Origin of the sequence: Peptoniphilus senegalensis JC140, assembly GCF_000321025.1 — a bacterium.
GTDB classification, from domain to species: Bacteria; Bacillota; Clostridia; order Tissierellales; family Peptoniphilaceae; genus Peptoniphilus_A; species Peptoniphilus_A senegalensis.
In genome coordinates this window covers 672,433-691,648 of the sequence record NZ_HE610718.1, presented here as the reverse complement: position 1 = coordinate 691,648, position 19,216 = coordinate 672,433, and the positions used below count along the sequence as shown (strand labels likewise).

Annotated in this window: 23 protein-coding genes; 4 read left to right on the top strand and 19 right to left on the bottom strand. The window is 33.7% G+C overall.

What is annotated here, in order from left to right; genetic code table 11:
* Nucleotides 1-7: 7 nt before the first annotated feature.
* The 14 genes from gctB to PTSHG_RS07705 all read right to left on the bottom strand — a co-directional run bounded on the left by gctB (nucleotide 8) and on the right by PTSHG_RS07705 (nucleotide 11,811).
* Nucleotides 8-805, bottom strand: coding sequence for a glutaconate CoA-transferase subunit B (gctB, locus tag PTSHG_RS07770; RefSeq protein ID WP_019108332.1), 798 nt, complete (start codon nucleotides 803-805; stop codon nucleotides 8-10).
* Nucleotides 805-1,776 (bottom strand): glutaconate CoA-transferase subunit A, encoded by a 972-nt coding sequence (gctA, locus tag PTSHG_RS07765; RefSeq protein ID WP_019108331.1) that lies wholly within the window; start codon nucleotides 1,774-1,776, stop codon nucleotides 805-807. Before gctA ends, gctB begins: the two co-directional genes overlap by 1 nt.
* A gap of 68 nt (nucleotides 1,777-1,844) precedes the next feature.
* Nucleotides 1,845-2,981, bottom strand: coding sequence for a sodium ion-translocating decarboxylase subunit beta (locus PTSHG_RS07760; protein WP_019108330.1), 1,137 nt, complete (start codon nucleotides 2,979-2,981; stop codon nucleotides 1,845-1,847).
* Between the two features lie 14 nt (nucleotides 2,982-2,995).
* A complete protein-coding gene (locus PTSHG_RS07755; protein ID WP_019108329.1) occupies nucleotides 2,996-3,409 on the bottom strand; it encodes a biotin/lipoyl-containing protein in 414 nt (137 codons plus the stop codon).
* 42 nt (nucleotides 3,410-3,451) lie between these two features.
* A complete protein-coding gene (locus PTSHG_RS07750; RefSeq protein WP_238318752.1) occupies nucleotides 3,452-3,769 on the bottom strand; it encodes an OadG family transporter subunit in 318 nt (105 codons plus the stop codon).
* 419 nt (nucleotides 3,770-4,188) lie between these two features.
* Entirely contained in the window at nucleotides 4,189-4,755 is a 567-nt protein-coding gene (locus PTSHG_RS07745; RefSeq protein ID WP_019108327.1) for a manganese efflux pump MntP, read from the bottom strand.
* A gap of 61 nt (nucleotides 4,756-4,816) precedes the next feature.
* A complete protein-coding gene (locus tag PTSHG_RS07740) occupies nucleotides 4,817-5,044 on the bottom strand; it encodes a glutaredoxin family protein (RefSeq protein WP_019108326.1) in 228 nt (75 codons plus the stop codon).
* Nucleotides 5,045-5,140: 96 nt separating this feature from the next.
* Nucleotides 5,141-5,491, bottom strand: a complete 351-nt coding sequence (locus PTSHG_RS07735) for an ArsR/SmtB family transcription factor (RefSeq protein WP_019108325.1) — start codon at nucleotides 5,489-5,491, stop codon at nucleotides 5,141-5,143.
* 7 nt (nucleotides 5,492-5,498) lie between these two features.
* A complete protein-coding gene (gene rsmA / locus PTSHG_RS07730) occupies nucleotides 5,499-6,350 on the bottom strand; it encodes a 16S rRNA (adenine(1518)-N(6)/adenine(1519)-N(6))-dimethyltransferase RsmA (RefSeq protein WP_026088872.1) in 852 nt (283 codons plus the stop codon).
* Nucleotides 6,343-6,894, bottom strand: a complete 552-nt coding sequence (rnmV, locus tag PTSHG_RS07725; RefSeq protein WP_019108323.1) for a ribonuclease M5 — start codon at nucleotides 6,892-6,894, stop codon at nucleotides 6,343-6,345. The genes rsmA and rnmV overlap by 8 nt, the downstream gene beginning before the upstream one ends.
* Nucleotides 6,891-7,655, bottom strand: coding sequence for a TatD family hydrolase (locus PTSHG_RS07720; protein ID WP_019108322.1), 765 nt, complete (start codon nucleotides 7,653-7,655; stop codon nucleotides 6,891-6,893). Before PTSHG_RS07720 ends, rnmV begins: the two co-directional genes overlap by 4 nt.
* An 8-nt stretch (nucleotides 7,656-7,663) precedes the next feature.
* Nucleotides 7,664-9,622 (bottom strand): methionine--tRNA ligase, encoded by a 1,959-nt coding sequence (gene metG / locus PTSHG_RS07715; RefSeq protein ID WP_019108321.1) that lies wholly within the window; start codon nucleotides 9,620-9,622, stop codon nucleotides 7,664-7,666.
* Between the two features lie 347 nt (nucleotides 9,623-9,969).
* Nucleotides 9,970-10,908 carry a phosphoglycerate dehydrogenase gene (locus PTSHG_RS07710; protein WP_019108320.1) on the bottom strand — a complete coding sequence of 313 codons (939 nt, stop codon included), beginning with the start codon at nucleotides 10,906-10,908 and terminating at the stop codon, nucleotides 9,970-9,972.
* Nucleotides 10,909-11,811: an alpha/beta fold hydrolase gene (locus PTSHG_RS07705; RefSeq protein WP_019108319.1), complete on the bottom strand. Its 903-nt coding sequence runs from the start codon at nucleotides 11,809-11,811 to the stop codon at nucleotides 10,909-10,911.
* A 131-nt stretch (nucleotides 11,812-11,942) separates the two neighbouring features.
* On the opposite strand from PTSHG_RS07705, the gene PTSHG_RS10135 reads away from it, so the two are divergent.
* The 4 genes from PTSHG_RS10135 to PTSHG_RS07690 all read left to right on the top strand — a co-directional run bounded on the left by PTSHG_RS10135 (nucleotide 11,943) and on the right by PTSHG_RS07690 (nucleotide 14,937).
* Nucleotides 11,943-12,482 carry a hypothetical protein gene (locus PTSHG_RS10135; protein ID WP_019108318.1) on the top strand — a complete coding sequence of 180 codons (540 nt, stop codon included), beginning with the start codon at nucleotides 11,943-11,945 and terminating at the stop codon, nucleotides 12,480-12,482.
* A 149-nt stretch (nucleotides 12,483-12,631) separates the two neighbouring features.
* Nucleotides 12,632-13,507: an SH3 domain-containing protein gene (locus PTSHG_RS10130; RefSeq protein WP_019108317.1), complete on the top strand. Its 876-nt coding sequence runs from the start codon at nucleotides 12,632-12,634 to the stop codon at nucleotides 13,505-13,507.
* Between the two features lie 94 nt (nucleotides 13,508-13,601).
* Nucleotides 13,602-14,174: an RNA polymerase sigma factor gene (locus tag PTSHG_RS07695; RefSeq protein ID WP_019108316.1), complete on the top strand. Its 573-nt coding sequence runs from the start codon at nucleotides 13,602-13,604 to the stop codon at nucleotides 14,172-14,174.
* Nucleotides 14,167-14,937: a hypothetical protein gene (locus PTSHG_RS07690; RefSeq protein ID WP_019108315.1), complete on the top strand. Its 771-nt coding sequence runs from the start codon at nucleotides 14,167-14,169 to the stop codon at nucleotides 14,935-14,937. Before PTSHG_RS07695 ends, PTSHG_RS07690 begins: the two co-directional genes overlap by 8 nt.
* A 94-nt stretch (nucleotides 14,938-15,031) precedes the next feature.
* Here PTSHG_RS07690 and PTSHG_RS07685 read toward each other — a convergent pair whose 3' ends face one another.
* From PTSHG_RS07685 to PTSHG_RS07665, 5 genes are all read right to left on the bottom strand, one after another.
* Nucleotides 15,032-15,880, bottom strand: coding sequence for a DnaJ domain-containing protein (locus PTSHG_RS07685; protein WP_019108314.1), 849 nt, complete (start codon nucleotides 15,878-15,880; stop codon nucleotides 15,032-15,034).
* Nucleotides 15,873-16,520, bottom strand: a complete 648-nt coding sequence (locus PTSHG_RS07680) for a metallopeptidase family protein (protein WP_019108313.1) — start codon at nucleotides 16,518-16,520, stop codon at nucleotides 15,873-15,875. The genes PTSHG_RS07685 and PTSHG_RS07680 overlap by 8 nt, the downstream gene beginning before the upstream one ends.
* A 94-nt stretch (nucleotides 16,521-16,614) precedes the next feature.
* Nucleotides 16,615-17,406, bottom strand: a complete 792-nt coding sequence (locus PTSHG_RS07675) for an ATP-binding cassette domain-containing protein (RefSeq protein ID WP_019108312.1) — start codon at nucleotides 17,404-17,406, stop codon at nucleotides 16,615-16,617.
* Between the two features lie 4 nt (nucleotides 17,407-17,410).
* Entirely contained in the window at nucleotides 17,411-18,367 is a 957-nt protein-coding gene (locus PTSHG_RS07670) for an ABC transporter ATP-binding protein (protein ID WP_019108311.1), read from the bottom strand.
* Nucleotide 18,368: 1 nt separating this feature from the next.
* Nucleotides 18,369-19,211, bottom strand: a complete 843-nt coding sequence (locus tag PTSHG_RS07665) for an ABC transporter permease (protein ID WP_019108310.1) — start codon at nucleotides 19,209-19,211, stop codon at nucleotides 18,369-18,371.
* Nucleotides 19,212-19,216: the final 5 nt, after the last annotated feature.

Below are 19,216 nucleotides of genomic sequence, written 5' to 3'. Positions count from 1 at the left end.
CCTCCTCTTATTCTTCTACAGGTCTCTTAATGAAAGCTTCGCCTGGGTCTATTTCTTCTCTTATTAATTTAATAACATCTTCGTCTGGTGCTTCAAGTTCAACTGCACGAGATACATCAATATCAAATCCTGTGTTTTCAAGAACATCTTCAGGAGAAGAAGATGGATAATATCCAGCAAGATACATTCTCTTAGTATCTTCATCAAACTTTAATATACCTTTATCAGTTACAACCATTTGTGGTCCAACATTTTCAGGAATACCTACTCTAGTTCTTCCGCCAGGACCATCAATCCAACCTGGAGAAGTAATATAGTCAACTTTATCTATAAATCTTCTCTTTTCGTGTTGCATCATAATAATAGTATTTACATAAGTTGCAATACCATTAGCTCCACCTGAACCTGTAAATCTTGTCTTAGGGTGGTGGTAGTCGCCGATTACTGTAGAGTTAACATTTCCGTATGGGTCAATTTGAGCTCCACCGATAAATGCGATCATTCTCTTCTTGTCATGTCTCCATTCATTAGCTTGGAAACCAACATAAGTTGCATTTGTCCAGTGAACTCCGCAGTGTGCCATAAATCTATTGTCACCAACTGATCTTGGAACTTCAATTGGGTCACAGTCCATAAGTCCTGATTCTACGATTAGATAACAATTAGGAGCATAAACTGCTTTAGCAAGAGAAGCACCAATTAGAGGAAGCCCTGTTCCTACAATTGCTATTTGACCATCTTTAATTTGTCTAGCAATTGTAACTGCTTGCATTTCCTTGTTTGTATAATTATCGTATCTAGTCATTATTTATCTTCTCCCTTCATTAGTACGTCTGTAGCGTAACCAAATCCTGGAACATTTCTAAGTCCGATAAGTCTTGTAGCTCCAAGTTTATTTAGGTATGCTTCATGATCTTCAACTCCATATACCCATTCATCTAAGAATGCGTTGAAGTTTTCTTCAGTCTTTGATTCAACATTGTACATCTTGTAGAAATCAGCATCGTAATCATAATAGTCATAACATTGTGAAGGGTGAGCTCCAAATGGTGCGTGAACTACTGCATCAACACAGAATCCAGGAATTTTGTTATCAGCTGCATCAAAGTTTTTAATGTATTCGTTGCTTACAAGTTCTTCGCAAGTTACGATAACTTTTTTAGCTGCAATAGCGATATCAACATCGTGGAATGTGTTACCAAGAATTCTTGTAGTTCCGTCTGGAGAAGCCATTTGTACGTGGATTATTGCAGTGTCAATTTCAGGAACTGGAGCTGCAACAAGTTTTTCTCCTTTTTTGAATGGGTTTTCTACATATATAAACTTATCATTTGGAAGTTTATCAATTTTTTCCCTTTCTTCTTTAGAGATGCCCCATTCATCAACTAGACCTGAACCCATCATTAATCTACATGGTAGGTATGGAAGTCCAAGTGCAGCTGCGTGAATTCTTTGCATTTCAACGTCTTGAGAGTAGTCTTCCATAAGAAGTTCTCCCTTTTCAACTGCTGCTCTAAATCTTCTTGAAACATTTGTATATCCTGAGTTAGCAGTGTAGCAATTTATGTATGCCTTAACTCTGCCAGCTCCAATTAGTGTGTCCCAATCTCCCCCTGCAGGTCCTGCTTCAACGATAAAATCTTTTTGACCTTGACGCAAAATTTCATTTACTGCTGCGTAAGGTTTTCTGTTAGTTGTAAATCCCCCTAGTGAAATTACATCGCCATCTTCTACATATTTTGCTATGGCGTCTTTAAGTTTCATTACTTTACTCAAGTTAAAACCTCCTTTGTAAAATATAACTTGATTGCATAAATATTCAGCTCACTATGGAGCTGAATTAATTAATGACTAAATAATATTAAGAATACACCTGCTGCTACGGCTGAGCCAATAACTCCCGCAACGTTAGGTCCCATTGCGTGCATTAATAAGAAGTTAGTAGGATTATATTTTCTACCTTCAACTTGTGATACACGTGCTGCCATTGGAACTGCTGATACACCAGCTGAACCAATAAGTGGATTAATTTTTCCACCTGTTACAATATATAAGATTTTTCCAAAAATAACACCGCCTGCTGTTGCAAAGCAAAATGCCATAAGTCCAAGAACAATAATTTTAAGAGTTGCTGGTTGAAGGAAAGTTGTTCCGTCAGCAGTTGCCCCTACTGTTGTTCCTAACATAATAGTAACAATGTTCATTAGAGCATTTTGTACAGTGTCAGATAATCTAGCTACTACTCCTGATTCTTTAAATAGATTACCAAGCATAAGCATACCAAGAAGAGGTGCTACGTCTGGAAGAAGTAGTGATGTGAAAAGTACAACTACAACTGGGAAAATTATTTTTTCTAGTTTAGTTACTTTTCTTAGTGATGTCATTACTGTTGTTCTTTCTTTTTCAGTAGTAAGTGCCTTCATAATTGGCGGTTGAATCATTGGAATAAGTGCCATATATGAATAAGCTGCTACTGCTATAGGTGCTAATAAGTGTGGTGCAAGTTGTGATGTTGTAAATATAGCTGTAGGTCCATCTGCTCCACCTATAATACCAATTGATGCTGCTTCTGGTCCAGTAAAACCAAGTTTAATAGCTACGATGAAAGCAACATAGATACCAAATTGTGCTGCTGAGCCCAATAATAGTGAAATAGGATTAGCGATAAGTGGTCCAAAGTCAGTCATTGCTCCTACGCCCATAAAAATTAGGCAAGGGAATAAGTTTGACTTAACACCATTGTACATTATGGCAAGTACACCTGATGATTGCCATGGGTCTGCCACATCCATTAAACCTGCTAGTGGCAAATTTCTTAAAAGCATTCCAAATGCAATTGGAAGTAGTAATAATGGTTCAAATTCTTTTTTAATCGCAAGATATAGAAGAATAAAAGATACGATAAACATTACCACATTTTGCCATTGTAATGATGCAAATCCCGATTCACCAAGAATCCCCTGTAATGTTTCAATTAACATATTTCGACCTCCTATTATTCAACACTTGCTAGTAATGCGTCAGTATCTACTGTTTCTCCAGCTGTTACTTTAAGTGTTACTTTACCTGCACATGGAGCTACAATTTCATTTTCCATCTTCATAGCTTCAAGAATAAGAATTACATCTCCAGATGCTACAGTGTCTCCATTATTAACATTAAGTCTAAGAACAGTTCCTGGCATTGGTGCTACTACATCTCCTGATCCGCCTGCTGCAGGTGCTGGAGCTGCAGGTGCTGCTGCTGGAGCTGGTGCTGCTGGTGCTGCAACTGGTGCAGCTTGAACTGGTGCTACTGGAGCTTGTGGTGCTGCAGTTAATGATGTTGGAGTAAGAGATGAATATCCTCCTCCAACTTTTTCAACTTCTACTTCAAAAACTTTTCCATCTACTTTAACTTGATATTTCATTAATTTCTCCTTTTCATAAATAATAGAATAATTTAAAATACTTTATTTTTTTTCGTTTATAGAAACAATTCTAAAACTTTCAACTCTTGATCTTTCTTGCATACTAATAGCTCCAACGATTGCTGCTAAAAGAGCAGGGTCCATTGAATTATCAGCTACTTTCTTTGGTGCTGCCTTAGCAGGCGCTGCACTTTGACTAGGCTTTTCATCGTCAGTCTTACCTTGAATACCTCCAACTATTTTACTAATTATTAAAATTGCTATTAGTAGAGAAATAAGGGCCAAGAAAACTACACTAAGTCCTGTCAATGCTACACCAAAGGCCTCTCCCATGGTAAGAGTAACATCTCCTAACATCATCACACCTCCCAATGTGTTTTTCATATTACGGAATCCATTCCAGCTTTTAAGATTATTATAGCAAAGACCTAAATTTAATTCAATTAAAATCTCTATGTATGATTAATTAATCTAAATCTTTTGCAAATTAATTATACATGAAAATATGAGTAAAATAAAGGAAAGCCTTTTTATTTATTTTCTCAAAATAAACAATTTTTATAAATTTTTTAATATTAATTACATTTGTTAAAAAAAGATTTAATTATACTATATTTTTTTAGAAAAAATGCCTTTTAAAGAAAAATCTTTGACTAAATGAAAATTTTAATATTTATCCTTTAATTTTTTTTATAACTCATCCTTAAAAATTTTGATAAACCTATCTAACAAAAAACTCCCCTATCTTTATTGATAAGGGAGTTAAATCAAATTTTAAATTAAATTGAAAGTAATCCAAGGTGCTCTACTAAAATTTTTATACCTAGCAAAATAAGTATTAAGCCGCCTGTTATTTCTGCCTTGTCCTTTAAAGTTACTCCAAATACCTTACCTATTCGTACGCCAAAAAAAGAAATAACAAAAGTTGTTATGCCAATGACAAAAACAGCGAGGGATATTTTTATCTTTAAGAAGGCAAAAGATACTCCAACTGCAAGAGCATCTATAGAAGTCGCAATAGCAAACATGAGTAAATTTTTTAAATTAAGTTTGTCTTCTTCAATTGTACAAGTCTTATCTATTGATTCTCTTATCATATTAACCCCAATAATTGATAAGAGGACAAAAGCTATCCAGTGATCTACTGCTTGTAGTTTTTCTGCAAAAATCGAACCCAATAGATAGCCTATAAAGGGCATTAGCGCTTGAAAAACTCCAAAAAATAGTGCGATAACAAAGGATTTTTCTAAAAAATTTTTTCTAACAGCTAGTCCTTTACATATTGCAGCTGCAAAGGCATCCATAGAAAGTCCAACTCCAACTAAAAATACTGATACTAAATTCATCTTCACTCTCAAAAAAAATAGATGCCCCCATAGCATCTATTTTTCTTTTTATTTTTAAAAATTATTTTAATAATTCGTCTAATCTATTTTTGTCGAAGCCAACGATTTGTTCATCATCAACACAGATTACTGGTACTCCAGTGTATCCCATTGCCATTAATTCGTTTCTTGCTTCTTTGTCAGTTTGTACGTTCTTTTCTTCGAAGTCAACTTCTCTTTCTTTTAAATAATCCTTTGCCATTGTGCAATAAGGGCAAGTGTTACTTGTATATACTGTTACTTTACTCATTTTATTCCTCCTCATTACTTATTATATTATACTCCAATAGTATAAGTGAATCAATTCTTTAAATTTCTTCTGTAAATAAATATACTTGAATTTTAACTATAACCTATGCTTTGCGTGTTCTAGCCCATCTTTAAATATACAAAGTACGTGCTCATCATCTAGTGAGTAGTAGGCTCTTCTTCCTTTTCTCTTTACCTTGATTAAACTCTGACTTCTCAAAAGTGCAAGTTGATGTGATATTGAAGACTGACTCATGCCAAGTAATATTGCAATATCAGACACGCATAGAGGTCCATTCATAAGGGCATAGATAATTTTTATCCTAGTTGGATCAGATAGGGACTTAAATATTTGTGAAATTATATCTATTAAGTCTTCTTCCTTGTTAAAATTAAAAATGTCTTTTTCAATCTCTTTTGAGATTTCATCTATATATTTTTCTTTCATTTTTTTATCACCCCACACTTTTAAAATTTAAGCTCAATAATATAAATTCTTCCAGATTTAGAGTTTCAGCCCTTCTTCTCTCATCAATTCCACTTAGCTCAAGGGCTCTTTTTATATCATCTTTAGTGTAATTTAATTTTGAATTAGAAAGAGAATTTAAAATTGTCTTTCTCCTAGTTGTAAAAGCTGCCCGCACAACTTTAAATAAAAAGTCTGTGTCAACTTCTTCTCTTTTTATCATCTTCAAGTTTACAACTGCCGAATCAACATTTGGCTTTGGCATAAATACCGAACTCGGCACTTGAAACTTGTATTTACAATCTGTGTAATAATTAATAAAAACAGATAGTGAGCCGTAATCTTTGTTGCCAGGCTCAGCCGCAAGTCTCTTTGCAACTTCCTTTTGTACCATTACTGTTATAGAAATTAAATTGACATTAGCTAAAATTAATTTTTCAATAATTGGTGTTGTAACATAATAAGGTAAATTTGCAACAACTTTGAATGCTTCATCGCCAAATTCTTCTTGAGTAAACTTTTTTAAATCTAAGTCCAAAAAATCTCCATAAACAACTTTTACATTTTCTATGTCTAGTGTTTCCTTATGAAGGTCCCTTAACTTTTCGTCAATCTCAACGGCTAGGACTTTTTTTGCTCTTAAAGCTAACTCCTCTGTCAAAGTTCCAACTCCAGGACCAATTTCAAGTACATTGTCATCTTCAGTTATTTCAGCTGAATCTGCAATTTTTCTCACTATATTTCCGTCTATTAAAAAATTTTGACCTAAAGATTTTGTAAATCTAAATCCATATTTTGTAAGGATTTCTGAAAGCTTGCTTGGTTTATATAATCTATCTATGGGAATTCACTTCCTTCATTGCATCTTCAAATTCTTTTCTTGTTATTCCAAAGGAATTTAACTTGTGAAGAGTCTTTTTTCCATTTCCATATCCTATTTTTAAAATCTCAGAGAGTTCCTCTCGCCTTCTACTTGCGTCATCAGAATTAATAAGTCTATTTTCAATTAAATCATTCATTGTATATTCACTTGACGCGTCAGTTTTTGTAGCTCGAGCCGCCTTTAGTGCCTTTAAAATCTCTTCAGGAGAGGCATTTTCTACTCCAATGTCTCCATGTTTTGTTGACACACTTTGAGAAAGGTAGGCGTGTTTTGCACTTGGAATTTCTTCGGCAATCCTCTTTCTAATTTGAGAGCCCATGTAGTCTGAGTCTGTGAAGATTATTATGCCCCTTTTCTTGTCCATCTCTTTTAAAATATTTATTAATTTTCTGCCAAAGGCAAAGCCATGAGTTGTAATAATCTCTGCGTCTACTGCCTTTTTAATGGCAATCTCATCGTCACGACCCTCTGCGACAATTACTTCTTTAATTGTCATTTTCATATTCCAAAAAACCTCTTTGTATTTTCTCCTGTAATTCTTTCAATTTCCCTTGCTTCCATTTGTCTCAAATCTGCAATGTATTGGCAAGTGAATTTAACAAACTTAGGCTCATTTCTCTTTCCCCTATGTGGCACTGGAGTCATATAAGGACAGTCAGTCTCTAATAGAAGTCTATCAAGGTCTACTGCTTTTGCCACTTCCTTTGGAGTCTTTGCATTTTTAAAAGTAACTGCTCCACCAATAGCAATATAGTCGCCCATCTTTAAATATTCTCTCATCATGTCAACGGATTGAGAAAAACAGTGAATTAAAGCTGTAAAATCATATTTTTCGTGAGCTTCTTTTAGAATATCAAAGGTATCCTTAGCCGCTTCACGAGAGTGAATTACAATATTTTTATTTAACTTTGCCGCAAGCTCAATTTGTCTTTTAAAAACTTTCTTTTGAACATCTCTTGGCGAAAAATCATAATAATAGTCAAGACCAATTTCTCCTATTGCTACAACTTTTTTGTTCTCTGAAAGCTCAATAAGCTTCTTCTCGACCTCATCATTATAAGTGCTTGCTCCATGTGGATGCACTCCTATTGCCGCATAAATATTTTCGTTTTTATTTGCAAGTTCCACAGATCTTTCTGATGAAGGAAGATCTGAAGAATTATTTATAACAAGTTCTATCCCATTTTCACTTAAAGACTCGATGACCTCTATCCTATCCTCATCAAAAGCTTCATCATCTAAGTGGACATGTGAATCTATCATAATAACTCCTAACTAACTTTTGCTCCTGATTTAACATCAGATAAAGTTGATGTAAGGCTTAACTTACCATCATCATCTACTGCAGCAAGGATCATTCCATTAGAGTCTACTCCTCTTAACTTAATTGGTTTTAGATTTAAAATCATAAGTATTTTCTTGCCAATTAATTCTTCTTTTTTGTAGTATTCTCTTATGCCAGATACGATTTGTCTATCCATATTGCCAACCTTTAGCTTCAAAACATAAAGTTTATCTGCATTAGGATGGTCTTCTACATCAACAATTTCTGCAACTCTAATATCAAGTTTTGCAAAATCTTCTATATTAATTTCTTTTTTTATATCTTCTTTAACTTCCCCTTTGGCTTCAGTCATAGTTCTTGACTTCAAAAGAGCAATATTTTCTTCATTAAATCTTTCAATTTCTTCTTCAATGTCAAGTCTTGGGAAAATAACTTCGCCCTTATTTACCTTAGTTCCATCTTCAATTAAGCCAAAGACTCTTGCATCATCCCAGTTTATTTCGCTTGAAACGCCAATTTGTTCTCTTATTTTTAAAGAAGTGTCTTTGATAAATGGATAAATTAAAACAGAAACAATTCTAAGACTTTCTGCCAAGTTATATAAAACAGTGTTAAGTCTATCTTTCTTATCTTCATCTTTTGCAAGCTTCCAAGGTTCAGTTTCATCAACATACTTGTTAGATCTTCTGATTAATTTCCAGATTGACTCAAGAGCTACAGAAAATTGGTAGTGTTCCATAGCTTCTTCAACTTCATCAACAACAGAAACAGCAAGATTTTCAAGATCGTCATCTACATCTTCTCTAATGCCCTTGTCCTCGATAACTCCATCATTGTACTTAGAAAGCATAGAAACAGTTCTAGAAAGAAGATTTCCAAGGTCATTGGCTAAATCAGAATTAAGTCTTTGCATGAACTTTTCAATATTAAAGGAACCATCAGAGCCAAAAGAAAATTCTCTTAGCAAGAAATATTTAAGTGCATCAACGCCATAAAGCTTGATAATTGGCTCTGGATAAATAACATTTCCCTTAGATTTACTCATCTTGTCATTGTCAAACAAAATCCAGCCATGACCAAAAACTTTATCAGGAAGAGGTAAATCAAGTGCCATTAAAAGAGCAGGCCAAATAATAACATGGAACCTCATAATTTCTTTGCCAACAAAGTGAACACCAGCTGGCCAATAAGAATTAAACTTTTCCTTGTCAGTGCCATAGCCGATAGCAGTCAAATAACAAGCAAGAGCATCAATCCAAACATAAACAACATGTTTGTCATCAAATGGAACGTCAACTCCCCAGTTAAAAGTAGACCTGGAAACAGAAAGATCTTCAAGACCATCTTTGCCTTCAAAGAAATTTTTAACCATTTCATTCTTTCTAAAGGCAGGCTCAATAAATTCAGGATGATCTTCATAATATTTTAAAAGTCTATCCTTGTATTTTGAAAGTCTAAAGAAATAAGATTCTTCATGAGTTAGCTGAGTTGGTCTTCCACAATCAGGGCAAGTGTGACCTTCCCCAACTTGTGCCTCAGTCCAAAAAGCTTCACAAGGAGTACAATAATAGCCTTCATATTTTCCCTTATAAATGTCGCCCTTATCGTAAAGCTCTTGGAAAATATTTCTGACATCTTCTTCGTGATCCTCATCAGTAGATCTGACAAAATAATCATAATCAATGTCCATCATAGTCCAAAGTTTTTTAATATTTTTTACAATGCTATCAACATATTCCTTTGGCTTCATGCCAAATTCCTTAGCCTTCTCTTCAATCTTTTGACCATGTTCATCAGTGCCAGTAGTAAAGAAAACATCATAGCCTTGCATTTTCTTAAATCTCTTAACACAATCAACTGCAACAGTACAGTAAGTATGACCAATGTGAAGATTATCACTTGGATAATAAATTGGCGTTGTGACATAAAATTTCTTATTACTCATAAAACCTCCATAAAAAAACCCAATCCGCATGGATAAGGTCTTGGCAAAATCTGTCAATATTCCGATAAAATTCTATTATTATTAAAACAATTATAACTGAAATCGCCTTTAAAATCAATTTCGCCAATGCTTTCACTAGATTTTTTCTAAGTTTCATTGTTTATAAAAAAATCAAACAAAAAAGGACGACACTCTATAAAGAGTCTTGCTCACGTCGTCCTTACTCCAAAATGGGAGTACATTAATTATACATTTTTTTAAAATTAAATCAATAATATATTTTGATTAGATGTAAATCTACACATGAAATGATTCTCCAAAAAATCTTAAATTTCTAAAAATAATTTTTAATAACCCTTATCGAAGTCTACTATGTTTTTGAAGTCGCCATCATTTTTTAGTGCCTTTAGGTTTTGGTAGGCTGTTTCAAATTGTCTTCTGCCCAAGTCTTCACAGGAGAAGGAAATGTGTGGATAGATGTAGACATTGTCCATGTCCCAAAGTGGCGATGACTCTCTAAGTGGTTCTTCTTCAAATACATCTAGGGCTGCTCCTCTCACTTTTCCAGATTTCAGTGCCTCTACTAGAGCCTTTTCATCTATTGTTACTCCTCTGGATATATTTACTATAACCACTCCATCTTTTAATTTTTCAAACCTGTCTCTATTTAATATGTGATGAGTTTTTTCTGTTCCTGGAAGACACATTATAATGTAATCCATGTCGGCAAGAATCTCATCAAGTTCTTTTATTGAATAGACGTTATCAAAAGGCTCAACCTTTCTTCCACTTGTGTTAAAGCCATTAAGCTCAATATCAAATCCCTTTAGTCTCTTTGCTCCTCCTATAGAAATTGTTCCTGTGCCCATGAAAAGTGCCTTTTTGCCATACAAGTTGTGGGAAAAGCTCCTCTTCTTCCAAAGTTTTTCCCTTTGATTGTCTATGTTTTTTCTGTCTTCTTTGTCAATTTGAAGAAGTCCATAGACAATCCACTCGGCAATAGGATCATCGTATGCCCCGTTATTGTTAGATAAAATTATTTCTTTTTCCTTAATATACTCTAAGTCTAAAAAGTCAATTCCAACTGATGTAAGAAAAATATATTTTAAATTTTTGTGATTTTTGTAATTTAATTTTTCCAAATTTATTGCGCCAATTAATATGTCTTCGCCATAATCTTCTTTCTCATTTGGATTTTTTTCATCATAGCCAATAACTTCATATCCAAGATTTCTTATTCTTTCGCCATATTTTTTTGCAATGCCTTCCCCTAATAATACTTTCATTTATTCCTCCGCAAATTTCTTTATGATTTTCAAAACACAATTATATTTATCTGTCATTACTGAGTGTCCACAATCATCTAATTTTCTAAATTCTGCTCCTATTTCATTTGCCAAAAATTTCCCATCCATATAGGATATTATTTTATCTTCATATCCATGTAGAACTATAGCTTTCTTCTTAAGCACTCCTCCGACATATCTATAATTTCTCAATATTGCCGCAACTTCGTCCAAGTTCCTCTGCATTGCTGCTGATTCTACATTTCTCTCAAATTCTTTTTCCTCTGGCATTTTTATATTGTAGATAAAAGTTTTAAAGAGAACTCTTATATTTTCTTTTCTTAATTCTTTTCCTGTCATGCCCATGCTGGCAAAAGTATCCTCAATTAGGCTCATGTTAAAAGTCATTAGCCCTTTAAATATTTCCAAATTCTTTTTAGGATTTATAAAGTCAAAATTATTTAGATACTCGTGAAAATTATTTGTAAGAATGTCTGCTCCATTTGTTGAAAAAGATGTGTAGCCAAAGGGTGCCAGTAATATTTGATTTTTTATTCTTTCTCCTATAACTTTATCCTTTGCCAGTTCAAGAGCAACTCCTCCACCCAAAGACCAAGACACCAGTGTAAAGTTTTTTATATCAAGTTTTAAAATAAATTCTTTGATGTCGCTTACAAAGTCATCTATTGAATTAATTTTTCTATTATAGGAGCTCTTGCCATATCCCCTCATATCAGGGGCAAATATGTGACAGCCCTCCAAATTTTTTATGATTTCAATAAAACAAGAAGATGAGTACATATTTCCATGAATAAATAAAATGTTTTTGTCAGCTTTGTTTTCATTTTCCAAATAAAAAAGGTCCTCGCCATTTACTGTAATTATTTTTTCTTGTAATTTCATTTGGCACTCCCCTTGCTAAATTTTTCTATACTTAAATTATATGCTAAAGGCTTAATTTAGTAAATAGAAGCCATATTGTAAAAATTTTTCAAGTAGATTATAATTAATTAATAATATAGAAAGGAGTCTTTATGAGTTTTTTTAGAACTTTGCCAACTAAACTTAGTTTCAATACAAGTGAAAAAATTCAAATTGCAAATGCAGAGCTCACAAGTGGAGACTTTGCCCTTGCAATAGACATATTAAATGGCGAGGACTCTTATGTGACTAACATAGAATTTGCCGTAAAGTTTAAGTCAATTGAGAAGTCTTACTTATTTAACGGAAGAGAGTTTTATTTTTCCCAAGCTGTAAATATTGAGCCTTACACTCGCTACTTCTTGGATCCTTTTTTGTTAGACGAAAGATTTTATGAAGCTAGAGCAATAGATATTTATATTTCAAAGTACACAGCCAATGGAAAAACTTATACCTTGGGCGAAAAAAAAGAAGAGATGAACCTTCCTGTTATCCCTGAAAAGAAACGTGCTCAAATCAAGGAAACTCTTGGCGATGGTATTAAAACTTATGGCGAAAATCAAATTGACTTTTGGCGATGTGCCTGCGGTTTTATAAACGAAAAAAAAGCAGTGAATGTGGTTTTTGTGGCAGAAATAAAAACTTTGTCTTAAACAGTTTAACTGAACCCCTAATAAATTCAAAAATTTTAAATATAATCGAGAACACAAGGTCAGCTTCAGATATAAACTTAAAAACACTAGAAACTCACTTAACTCAGACAAACCTTTCAAAGATAGCTCCAAATACTGAGAGCCTTAAAATGGACAGAACTAACGAAGTGAGCACAAAAAAGCCAAAGAAATTTTCTGCAAAAACGGTATTCTTCACAATAATTTTAATAATTATTGTGTCAATAACTTCAATAATTATATTTAATTTTGCAGTAATATTCAGAAATGAAAATAGAATTGCTGATGCAAAGGGTCTTGCCCTAAGTGGAGAATATCAAGAGGCTCTAAACTTATACAAGGAAGCTACTAAAAACAAGACAAGTCCAGAAATTGCAAGCGAAATGGAAAGTTTAAAAAAATTAGTTCAATCTGATGGATTTTTTAAAGAAGGCATAAACTTATATAAAGATGGAAACTATCTTGACGCTGCCTATAATTTTAAAAAAGTTATTCAAGAAGACGAAAAAAATTATAAGGCTGCCCAAGACAAACTCCTTTCAATAGAAAATATTGTCTTGACTAATGTTAAAAATTTCTACCAAGAAAATAGATTTGAAGAGTCCCTTTCTCTAATAAATTCCTACCTTGTAGTTGTGCCTGAATCTGCAAAGGCGGCAAGTCTAAAAAAAGAAATTGAAAGCACAAAGACTATTGACTTAAATAAAAATACAGAGCAAAAAGAAAATTTTGAAAAAGATAACGACTACACAGATGCCGCACAAACTGCCAAAAAATCTTCTGAACTCCTTCACACTTACAGAAATGTTGCAACAGAAAAGGCAAACCTAAGAAGGGAAGCAAGTGTAGATTCTGAAATTATCAAAATTTTGGAAAAGGGAACTGAACTCTATGTCTTAGAAACAAAAATCGAGCAAGGCGAGAGAATTTGGTGTCATGTAGAAGTCAAAAGCAGTATATCTGGCGAAAATATAAATGGCTGGATTTCAGATAAAACTTTAAATTAATTTCTCCACTTAGGTGGAGATTTTTTTTTGAAAAAAATGAACCTTTTCGCATCCTAAATAGTCTTATAAGTAGATGCATCCAAAGGAGGTTAAAATGAATCCCCAAAAATTTAAGATAGAAAATTTTAAAAAATTAAAAAAGGGCGACAAAGATTCCTTTGATCTCCTCTATGAAGAATACTACTTAAGCTTGTACCGAACTGCCCTTCTAATCTTGGGAAATAGACAGGAGGCAGAAGATGTCCTCCAAGACACCTTCCTTTCTATTTACAAAAACATAAATAACTTGAAGGAATTTAACAAATTAAGACCTTGGATTTTTTCAATTTTAAAAAATTCTTGCTACACTAGATATAACAATAGAAAGAGAGAATTTCCCCATGAATTTGTTTTGGAAAAGGCTGACTCAAAGCTTATTTCAAGTGGAGAAGATGAATTTGTATTAAATAATGAAGTTGAATCAGCCCTCTTAAAATTAAATCCAAAGGAAAGAGAAGTCCTAGTCCTCTTTTATTACGACGACTTCTCCATAGAAGAAATCGCAAAGATTTTGAAGACCTTTACGGGTACAGTTAAGTCTAGACTTTTTAGAGCTCGAAAAAATTTAAAGAAAGAAATAATGAAAGTCGACCAAGACTTTGGAGAGAAGGAGAGTATTTATGAATAATTTTAATAATTTTGATGAGTATATAAAAGACAAATTAGAAAAAAGTGTAGAAAATTCTGCTCCTTCTGCTTACCTCAAAAATAAAATTGACTTAGAAATTAAGTCAACAGAAGAAAAAGGAGAATTTAAAATGAAAAAACGATTTGTATTAGTGGCAGCTGCTGCCCTTGTACTTTCTGTTGGTGTTTTTGCAGCAGGAAAAATTACTGGAACAATTTCATCTTCAACATCATATTACAACTACACAACTTACACTGATCTGGCTAAGGCAGAAAAGAAGGCTGGCTTTGACGTAGAAGCACCAGAAAGTTTAGGAGATTATAAGTTTGATGGAATCACAATGGATAATATAGCAGATATTGATGATGCTGGAGCAAAACTAAATAAGAGAAAGGCAATTGATGTAGACTATAAAAATGCTGATGGAGATATAGTAATGCTCTCAATTGACAAACGTCCCGACAATATAAAAACTGTTGATGAAGAGTTTTATCATGAGATGAGGGATATTAAGGGCGTGCCAGTTTATTACTCAAGACTGGAAAGTGTAGTTTTACCCGATGAAAAAGATGCAACAAAAGAAGAACTCGAAATATCAAAAAATGATCCTTTCTTTAACCTAGCCATTGGATCAGATAAAAGAGAAGAATCAACTTCAAAGCACCTAATCTTTGACTACAAGGGAGTCCAATATGCCTTAATGGCTGGAGATGATATGGACATAAACGAATTTTATAGGATGGCAGAAGAAATTATAAAATAATTTTATTGGATAACAGATAGTTTTATAAAATTTTAAAAATCTAAAGACCTACAAAAAAAGGACCCGCTCGGTCCTTTCTTTTTGTCTAAAATATTTAATTTGCACCAGACATTTTTTTATACATATCAATGTTTGAGTCATTTAAAAATTCGTAGGCTGCATTTATTTCTTGGAATTTTTCCTTGGCGCCCTCTTCTTTGTTTAAGTCAGGGTGATATTTTTTTGCCATCTTTCTGTAGGCAAGTTTCACTTCATACTTGTCTGCAGAATAATTTACACCGAGAGTGTCACAGGCTTTTTCATATTGATCCTTAAATCCGTAGCTTCCTCCTTTTGATTGATTTCCATAAGATCCACCATAATTATTTCCGTAAGAGCCTTGATTTTCATAAAATCCGCCATAAGCTTGCTGTCTAAAAAATTCATCAAACTGAGAAAAGTCGTCGAAGGTCGTCCAAGTAAATCCTCCAAAATCTTGAAATCTCTCTCTAAACTCTTCCTCTCTCTTTTTTCTTCTCTCTTCTTCTTGTCTAAGTCTTTCCCTTTCTTTTTTCTCCCAATAAGCTCTGCCATAGCCAGAAATACTTTCGAATTCATTAGCCTTACCAAGTAGATAATGATCTGCCCTATCGTAGAAAAATTCTGTTACCATATAATGTATGTATTTCAAAAAAGATTCTGACACATTGCCAAGTAGTGGCACGATTATAGCAAGCATTATTATAGTTGAGAGCCACTTATTTCGTGCAAGACCCTGCCAGGCAAAGGGATTTAAAAGTAATATTATTATTAAACATCCACCCATTGAAATTACATACAAGAAAAATCTTCTTATTGCTGAAAATAAATCAACAGCAATATTTACTACTACAATTAAAAAAGTTAAGATAAGGTCAAAAAATTTGCCCAAACCCTTATAAAAATATCCTAAAAATTTATTCATTTTGCTTCCTTTTTCTGTATTCTTCTAAAAATTTATTGTCTTCAATGACAAGTCCCCACTCGTTGGCAAGAAACTCCAAGTGATGAGTAAACTCGTGGAGGAGAACTTCCTCTAACTTTTCTTTTAAAATCTCCCTTGATGAGTAACGATATAACTCCATAAAGGAGCCGTAATAAATTTTTATCATATTCCCAAGGATTGATCTTTGATACTCGCCCAATATGATGAGATCTTCCGCATAGGCTTCATCGTGAAACTTTGTCTCTTCTGTAAGAATTATACCACCATTAAGATGCTCGTAGGCGTAAGATGGAATACTTTCACAAATTTCCTCCAAGATTTCCTGCACTTCATCAATCCTATCCAAGTAGTAGGAATCGTATTTGTCTTCACTGTCTAATTTTTGTTCTTCTCCTGCTTCTTCTTTGTTTTCTTCTTGTTTATCATCTTTATTCTCGTCATTAGTCTCATCTATTAGATTTTCTTCTTCATTTAGCTTTGGAAGTTTATCATTATCACTTGAACTTAATTCTATATCATTTTCTTTTTTATAATAAAAATCTTCAATTACTTTAATGGGAATCTCAATGTTATTTTCATTATCACTTATATAAATTTTTTTACCATCTTCATCAAGCATCTTTTCCCCTCCAAAAATAAAAAACTGTAGAATTCTACAGTTTTATCTACATTTATTTAATTATAATACCCCGAGAGAAAAATTTCTACACATCTTACACTTTAGCGAGGGTCTTGCCTGGAACTGCTGACAATAATTTTTTTGTGTAGTCTTCTCTTGGGTTTTCAAAAATTTCTTCGGACTCATTGTACTCCACACAATTTCCATGATACATTACAAGAACTTCTTCAGCAACATGCCTAACAACAGAAAGATCGTGAGAAATAAAAATCATTGATAGGCCTAAATCTCTTTGCAAATCTTCCATCAAATTAATTATTTGTGCCTGAATGGAAACATCAAGGGCAGAAGTTGGCTCATCTGCCACAATTATTTTTGGATCAACTGCAAGAGCCCTTGCAATAGAAATTCTCTGTCTCTGTCCTCCAGAAAATTCGTGGGGATACCTCTCCATGTGATATTCTGATAAGCCACAAATTTCCATAGTCTCAAGAACTTTTTTGTAAATCTTTTTCTTGTCTTTTTCGCCCAAAAGATTTCTTATCCCCGATGCAATTATGTCCTTACATTTTTTTCTTGGATTAAGTGAAGAATAGGGGTCTTGGAAAATCATCTGCAGGTCTTTTCTATATTTCTTTAGCTCTTTTTGATTTTCCTTTAAAATATTTTTGCCCTTATAGATTATTTCTCCACTTGCATCTGGATAAAGTCCCATGATACACCTTGCAAGGGTTGACTTCCCTGAGCCACTTTCGCCAACAACTCCAAGTGTGTGAGAAGTTTTTAAGTCAAAAGAAATATTATCAACTGCTTTAAAGCTTTTGCCGCCGCTAATTTTAAATTCTTTGTTTAAATTTTTAACTTGTAAAATTATTTTGTCGCTCATTCTATCACCTATACAAAAAGCAGGATACCTTGTGACCATCAATGTCAATTTCTTCAGGAATTTTTTCCTCGCAAATTTTCATCTTCTCATCACATCTGTCGCAGAAATAACAAGACTCAGCTAAATCAATTGGATTTGGAACTGAACCTCTTATTGTGTATAGCTCGTCTTTTTTCTTGTGGACAGTAGGTATTGCCTTAATTAGTCCTCTTGTGTAAGGGTGGAGAGGATTTTTAAATATGTCCTCTGCCTTCGCTCTTTCCACAACTTTACCTGCATACATTACATTTACATAATCGGCAATATCTGACACCACACCAAGGTCATGAGTAATAAAAATAATTGAAGCCTTCATGTCTTCCTTTAACTTTTTCATTAACTCCAAAACTTCCTTTTGAATAGTAACATCAAGGGCAGTTGTAGGTTCATCTGCTATTAAAAGTTTTGGCGAGGAAGAAAGAGCCATTGCAATCATAATTCTCTGTCTCATACCTCCAGAAAGTTCGTGAGGGTAAGAGTTGTAGACGTCCTCTGCCCTATCTATTTCAACTTTTTTTATCATTTCAATAGATTTTTCTTTCGCTGTCTTCTTATCTATGTCAAAATGTGTCCTAAAAACTTCAGACATTTGGTAGCCAATTTTTAGGGCTGGGTTAAGGGAAGTCATTGGTTCTTGAAAAATCATAGAAATTTCGTTGCCTCTAATGTGTCTTAATTCTTCTGGCGAAAACTCTAAGAGATTTTTGCCTTCAAAATTTATCTCTCCAGAAATTTTTTCGAGAGAGGATTTGTCAAGAAGACCCATAATTGCAAGTGAAGTCACAGATTTTCCTGAACCACTTTCTCCTACTATGGCAGTTGTCATTTTTTCACGAGTATTTATATTAACTTTATTTACAGCTTTAACTATCCCTTGTGAGCTTTTGAAAAAAACTTCAAGGCCTTTTATTTCTAATAACATACTACCTCCTAAATTTTGGGTCAAAAGCATCTCTAAAGGCATCGCCAACAATATTTAATACCAAAATTGTAAGAGCTATTGCCAGACCAGGGAATAAGGTTATGTGTGGATAATTTCTTATATAAGCTCTCCCTTCAGAAAGCATTTGTCCCCACTCTGCTTCTGGCGGCATAATTCCCATACCAATAAAGGAAAGTGATGCTGCAGACAAGATTGCAGTTCCAACACCAATTGTCGCTTGCACAATTATTGGTGCAAAACAATTAGGAAGAATTTCTGCAAAAATTAATTTAAAAGTTTTTACACCAGCAAGCCTTGCCGATTCAATATATTCTAAATTTTTCACAGACATAACTTGACTCCTCACAATCCTTGCATAGGAAGGAATTGAAGATAGAGAAACTGCCAAAATTAAATTTTTCATTCCTCCACCTAGCGCTGCTGCAAGGGCGATGGCAAGTACAAGCTGTGGAATAGATAAAATCGTATCCATAACTCTCATAATTATGGCATCAAAAATCCCCTCATAGTAACCTGCAAGGGCACCAATTATTACTCCAACTACTGTTGAAATAACAACTGATGTGAATCCAATCTTAAGTGAAACTTGTGCTCCATGAAGAACTCTCGAAAAAATGTCTCGTCCAAAATTATCTGTTCCCATTAGATGTTCACTACTTGGCTTCAAAAAATTATCCTTGGGAAACTGCTCTGTGTAGTCATAAGGCGAAAGTAGGTCAGCAAAAAGTGCAGCAAAAATTATGAGGATTAAAATTCCTAGTGCCACCACAGCAATCTTATTTCTACTGTAATATTTAAAAAATGTTTTTAATCTCTTTAACATGTTTC

Excerpts from the sequence above, each read along its gene's own strand:
- gctB (WP_019108332.1), bottom strand. The coding sequence starts at position 805 with ATGACTAGATACGATAATTATACAAACAAGGAAATGCAAGCAGTTACA.
- PTSHG_RS07760 (WP_019108330.1), bottom strand. The coding sequence starts at position 2,981 with ATGTTAATTGAAACATTACAGGGGATTCTTGGTGAATCGGGATTTGCA.
- PTSHG_RS07695 (WP_019108316.1), top strand. The coding sequence starts at position 13,602 with ATGAATCCCCAAAAATTTAAGATAGAAAATTTTAAAAAATTAAAAAAG.
- PTSHG_RS07685 (WP_019108314.1), bottom strand. The coding sequence starts at position 15,880 with ATGAATAAATTTTTAGGATATTTTTATAAGGGTTTGGGCAAATTTTTT.
- PTSHG_RS10130 (WP_019108317.1), top strand. The coding sequence starts at position 12,632 with ATGGACAGAACTAACGAAGTGAGCACAAAAAAGCCAAAGAAATTTTCT.
- PTSHG_RS07720 (WP_019108322.1), bottom strand. The coding sequence starts at position 7,655 with ATGATAGATTCACATGTCCACTTAGATGATGAAGCTTTTGATGAGGAT.
- PTSHG_RS07745 (WP_019108327.1), bottom strand. The coding sequence starts at position 4,755 with ATGAATTTAGTATCAGTATTTTTAGTTGGAGTTGGACTTTCTATGGAT.
- PTSHG_RS07705 (WP_019108319.1), bottom strand. The coding sequence starts at position 11,811 with ATGAAATTACAAGAAAAAATAATTACAGTAAATGGCGAGGACCTTTTT.
- PTSHG_RS07665 (WP_019108310.1), bottom strand. The coding sequence starts at position 19,211 with ATGTTAAAGAGATTAAAAACATTTTTTAAATATTACAGTAGAAATAAG.
- metG (WP_019108321.1), bottom strand. The coding sequence starts at position 9,622 with ATGAGTAATAAGAAATTTTATGTCACAACGCCAATTTATTATCCAAGT.
- PTSHG_RS07670 (WP_019108311.1), bottom strand. The coding sequence starts at position 18,367 with ATGTTATTAGAAATAAAAGGCCTTGAAGTTTTTTTCAAAAGCTCACAA.
- PTSHG_RS07735 (WP_019108325.1), bottom strand. The coding sequence starts at position 5,491 with ATGAAAGAAAAATATATAGATGAAATCTCAAAAGAGATTGAAAAAGAC.
- PTSHG_RS07750 (WP_238318752.1), bottom strand. The coding sequence starts at position 3,769 with ATGATGTTAGGAGATGTTACTCTTACCATGGGAGAGGCCTTTGGTGTA.
- PTSHG_RS07675 (WP_019108312.1), bottom strand. The coding sequence starts at position 17,406 with ATGAGCGACAAAATAATTTTACAAGTTAAAAATTTAAACAAAGAATTT.
- PTSHG_RS07710 (WP_019108320.1), bottom strand. The coding sequence starts at position 10,908 with ATGAAAGTATTATTAGGGGAAGGCATTGCAAAAAAATATGGCGAAAGA.
- PTSHG_RS07680 (WP_019108313.1), bottom strand. The coding sequence starts at position 16,520 with ATGCTTGATGAAGATGGTAAAAAAATTTATATAAGTGATAATGAAAAT.
- PTSHG_RS07690 (WP_019108315.1), top strand. The coding sequence starts at position 14,167 with ATGAATAATTTTAATAATTTTGATGAGTATATAAAAGACAAATTAGAA.
- PTSHG_RS07755 (WP_019108329.1), bottom strand. The coding sequence starts at position 3,409 with ATGAAATATCAAGTTAAAGTAGATGGAAAAGTTTTTGAAGTAGAAGTT.
- rnmV (WP_019108323.1), bottom strand. The coding sequence starts at position 6,894 with ATGAAAATGACAATTAAAGAAGTAATTGTCGCAGAGGGTCGTGACGAT.
- PTSHG_RS07740 (WP_019108326.1), bottom strand. The coding sequence starts at position 5,044 with ATGAGTAAAGTAACAGTATATACAAGTAACACTTGCCCTTATTGCACA.
- PTSHG_RS10135 (WP_019108318.1), top strand. The coding sequence starts at position 11,943 with ATGAGTTTTTTTAGAACTTTGCCAACTAAACTTAGTTTCAATACAAGT.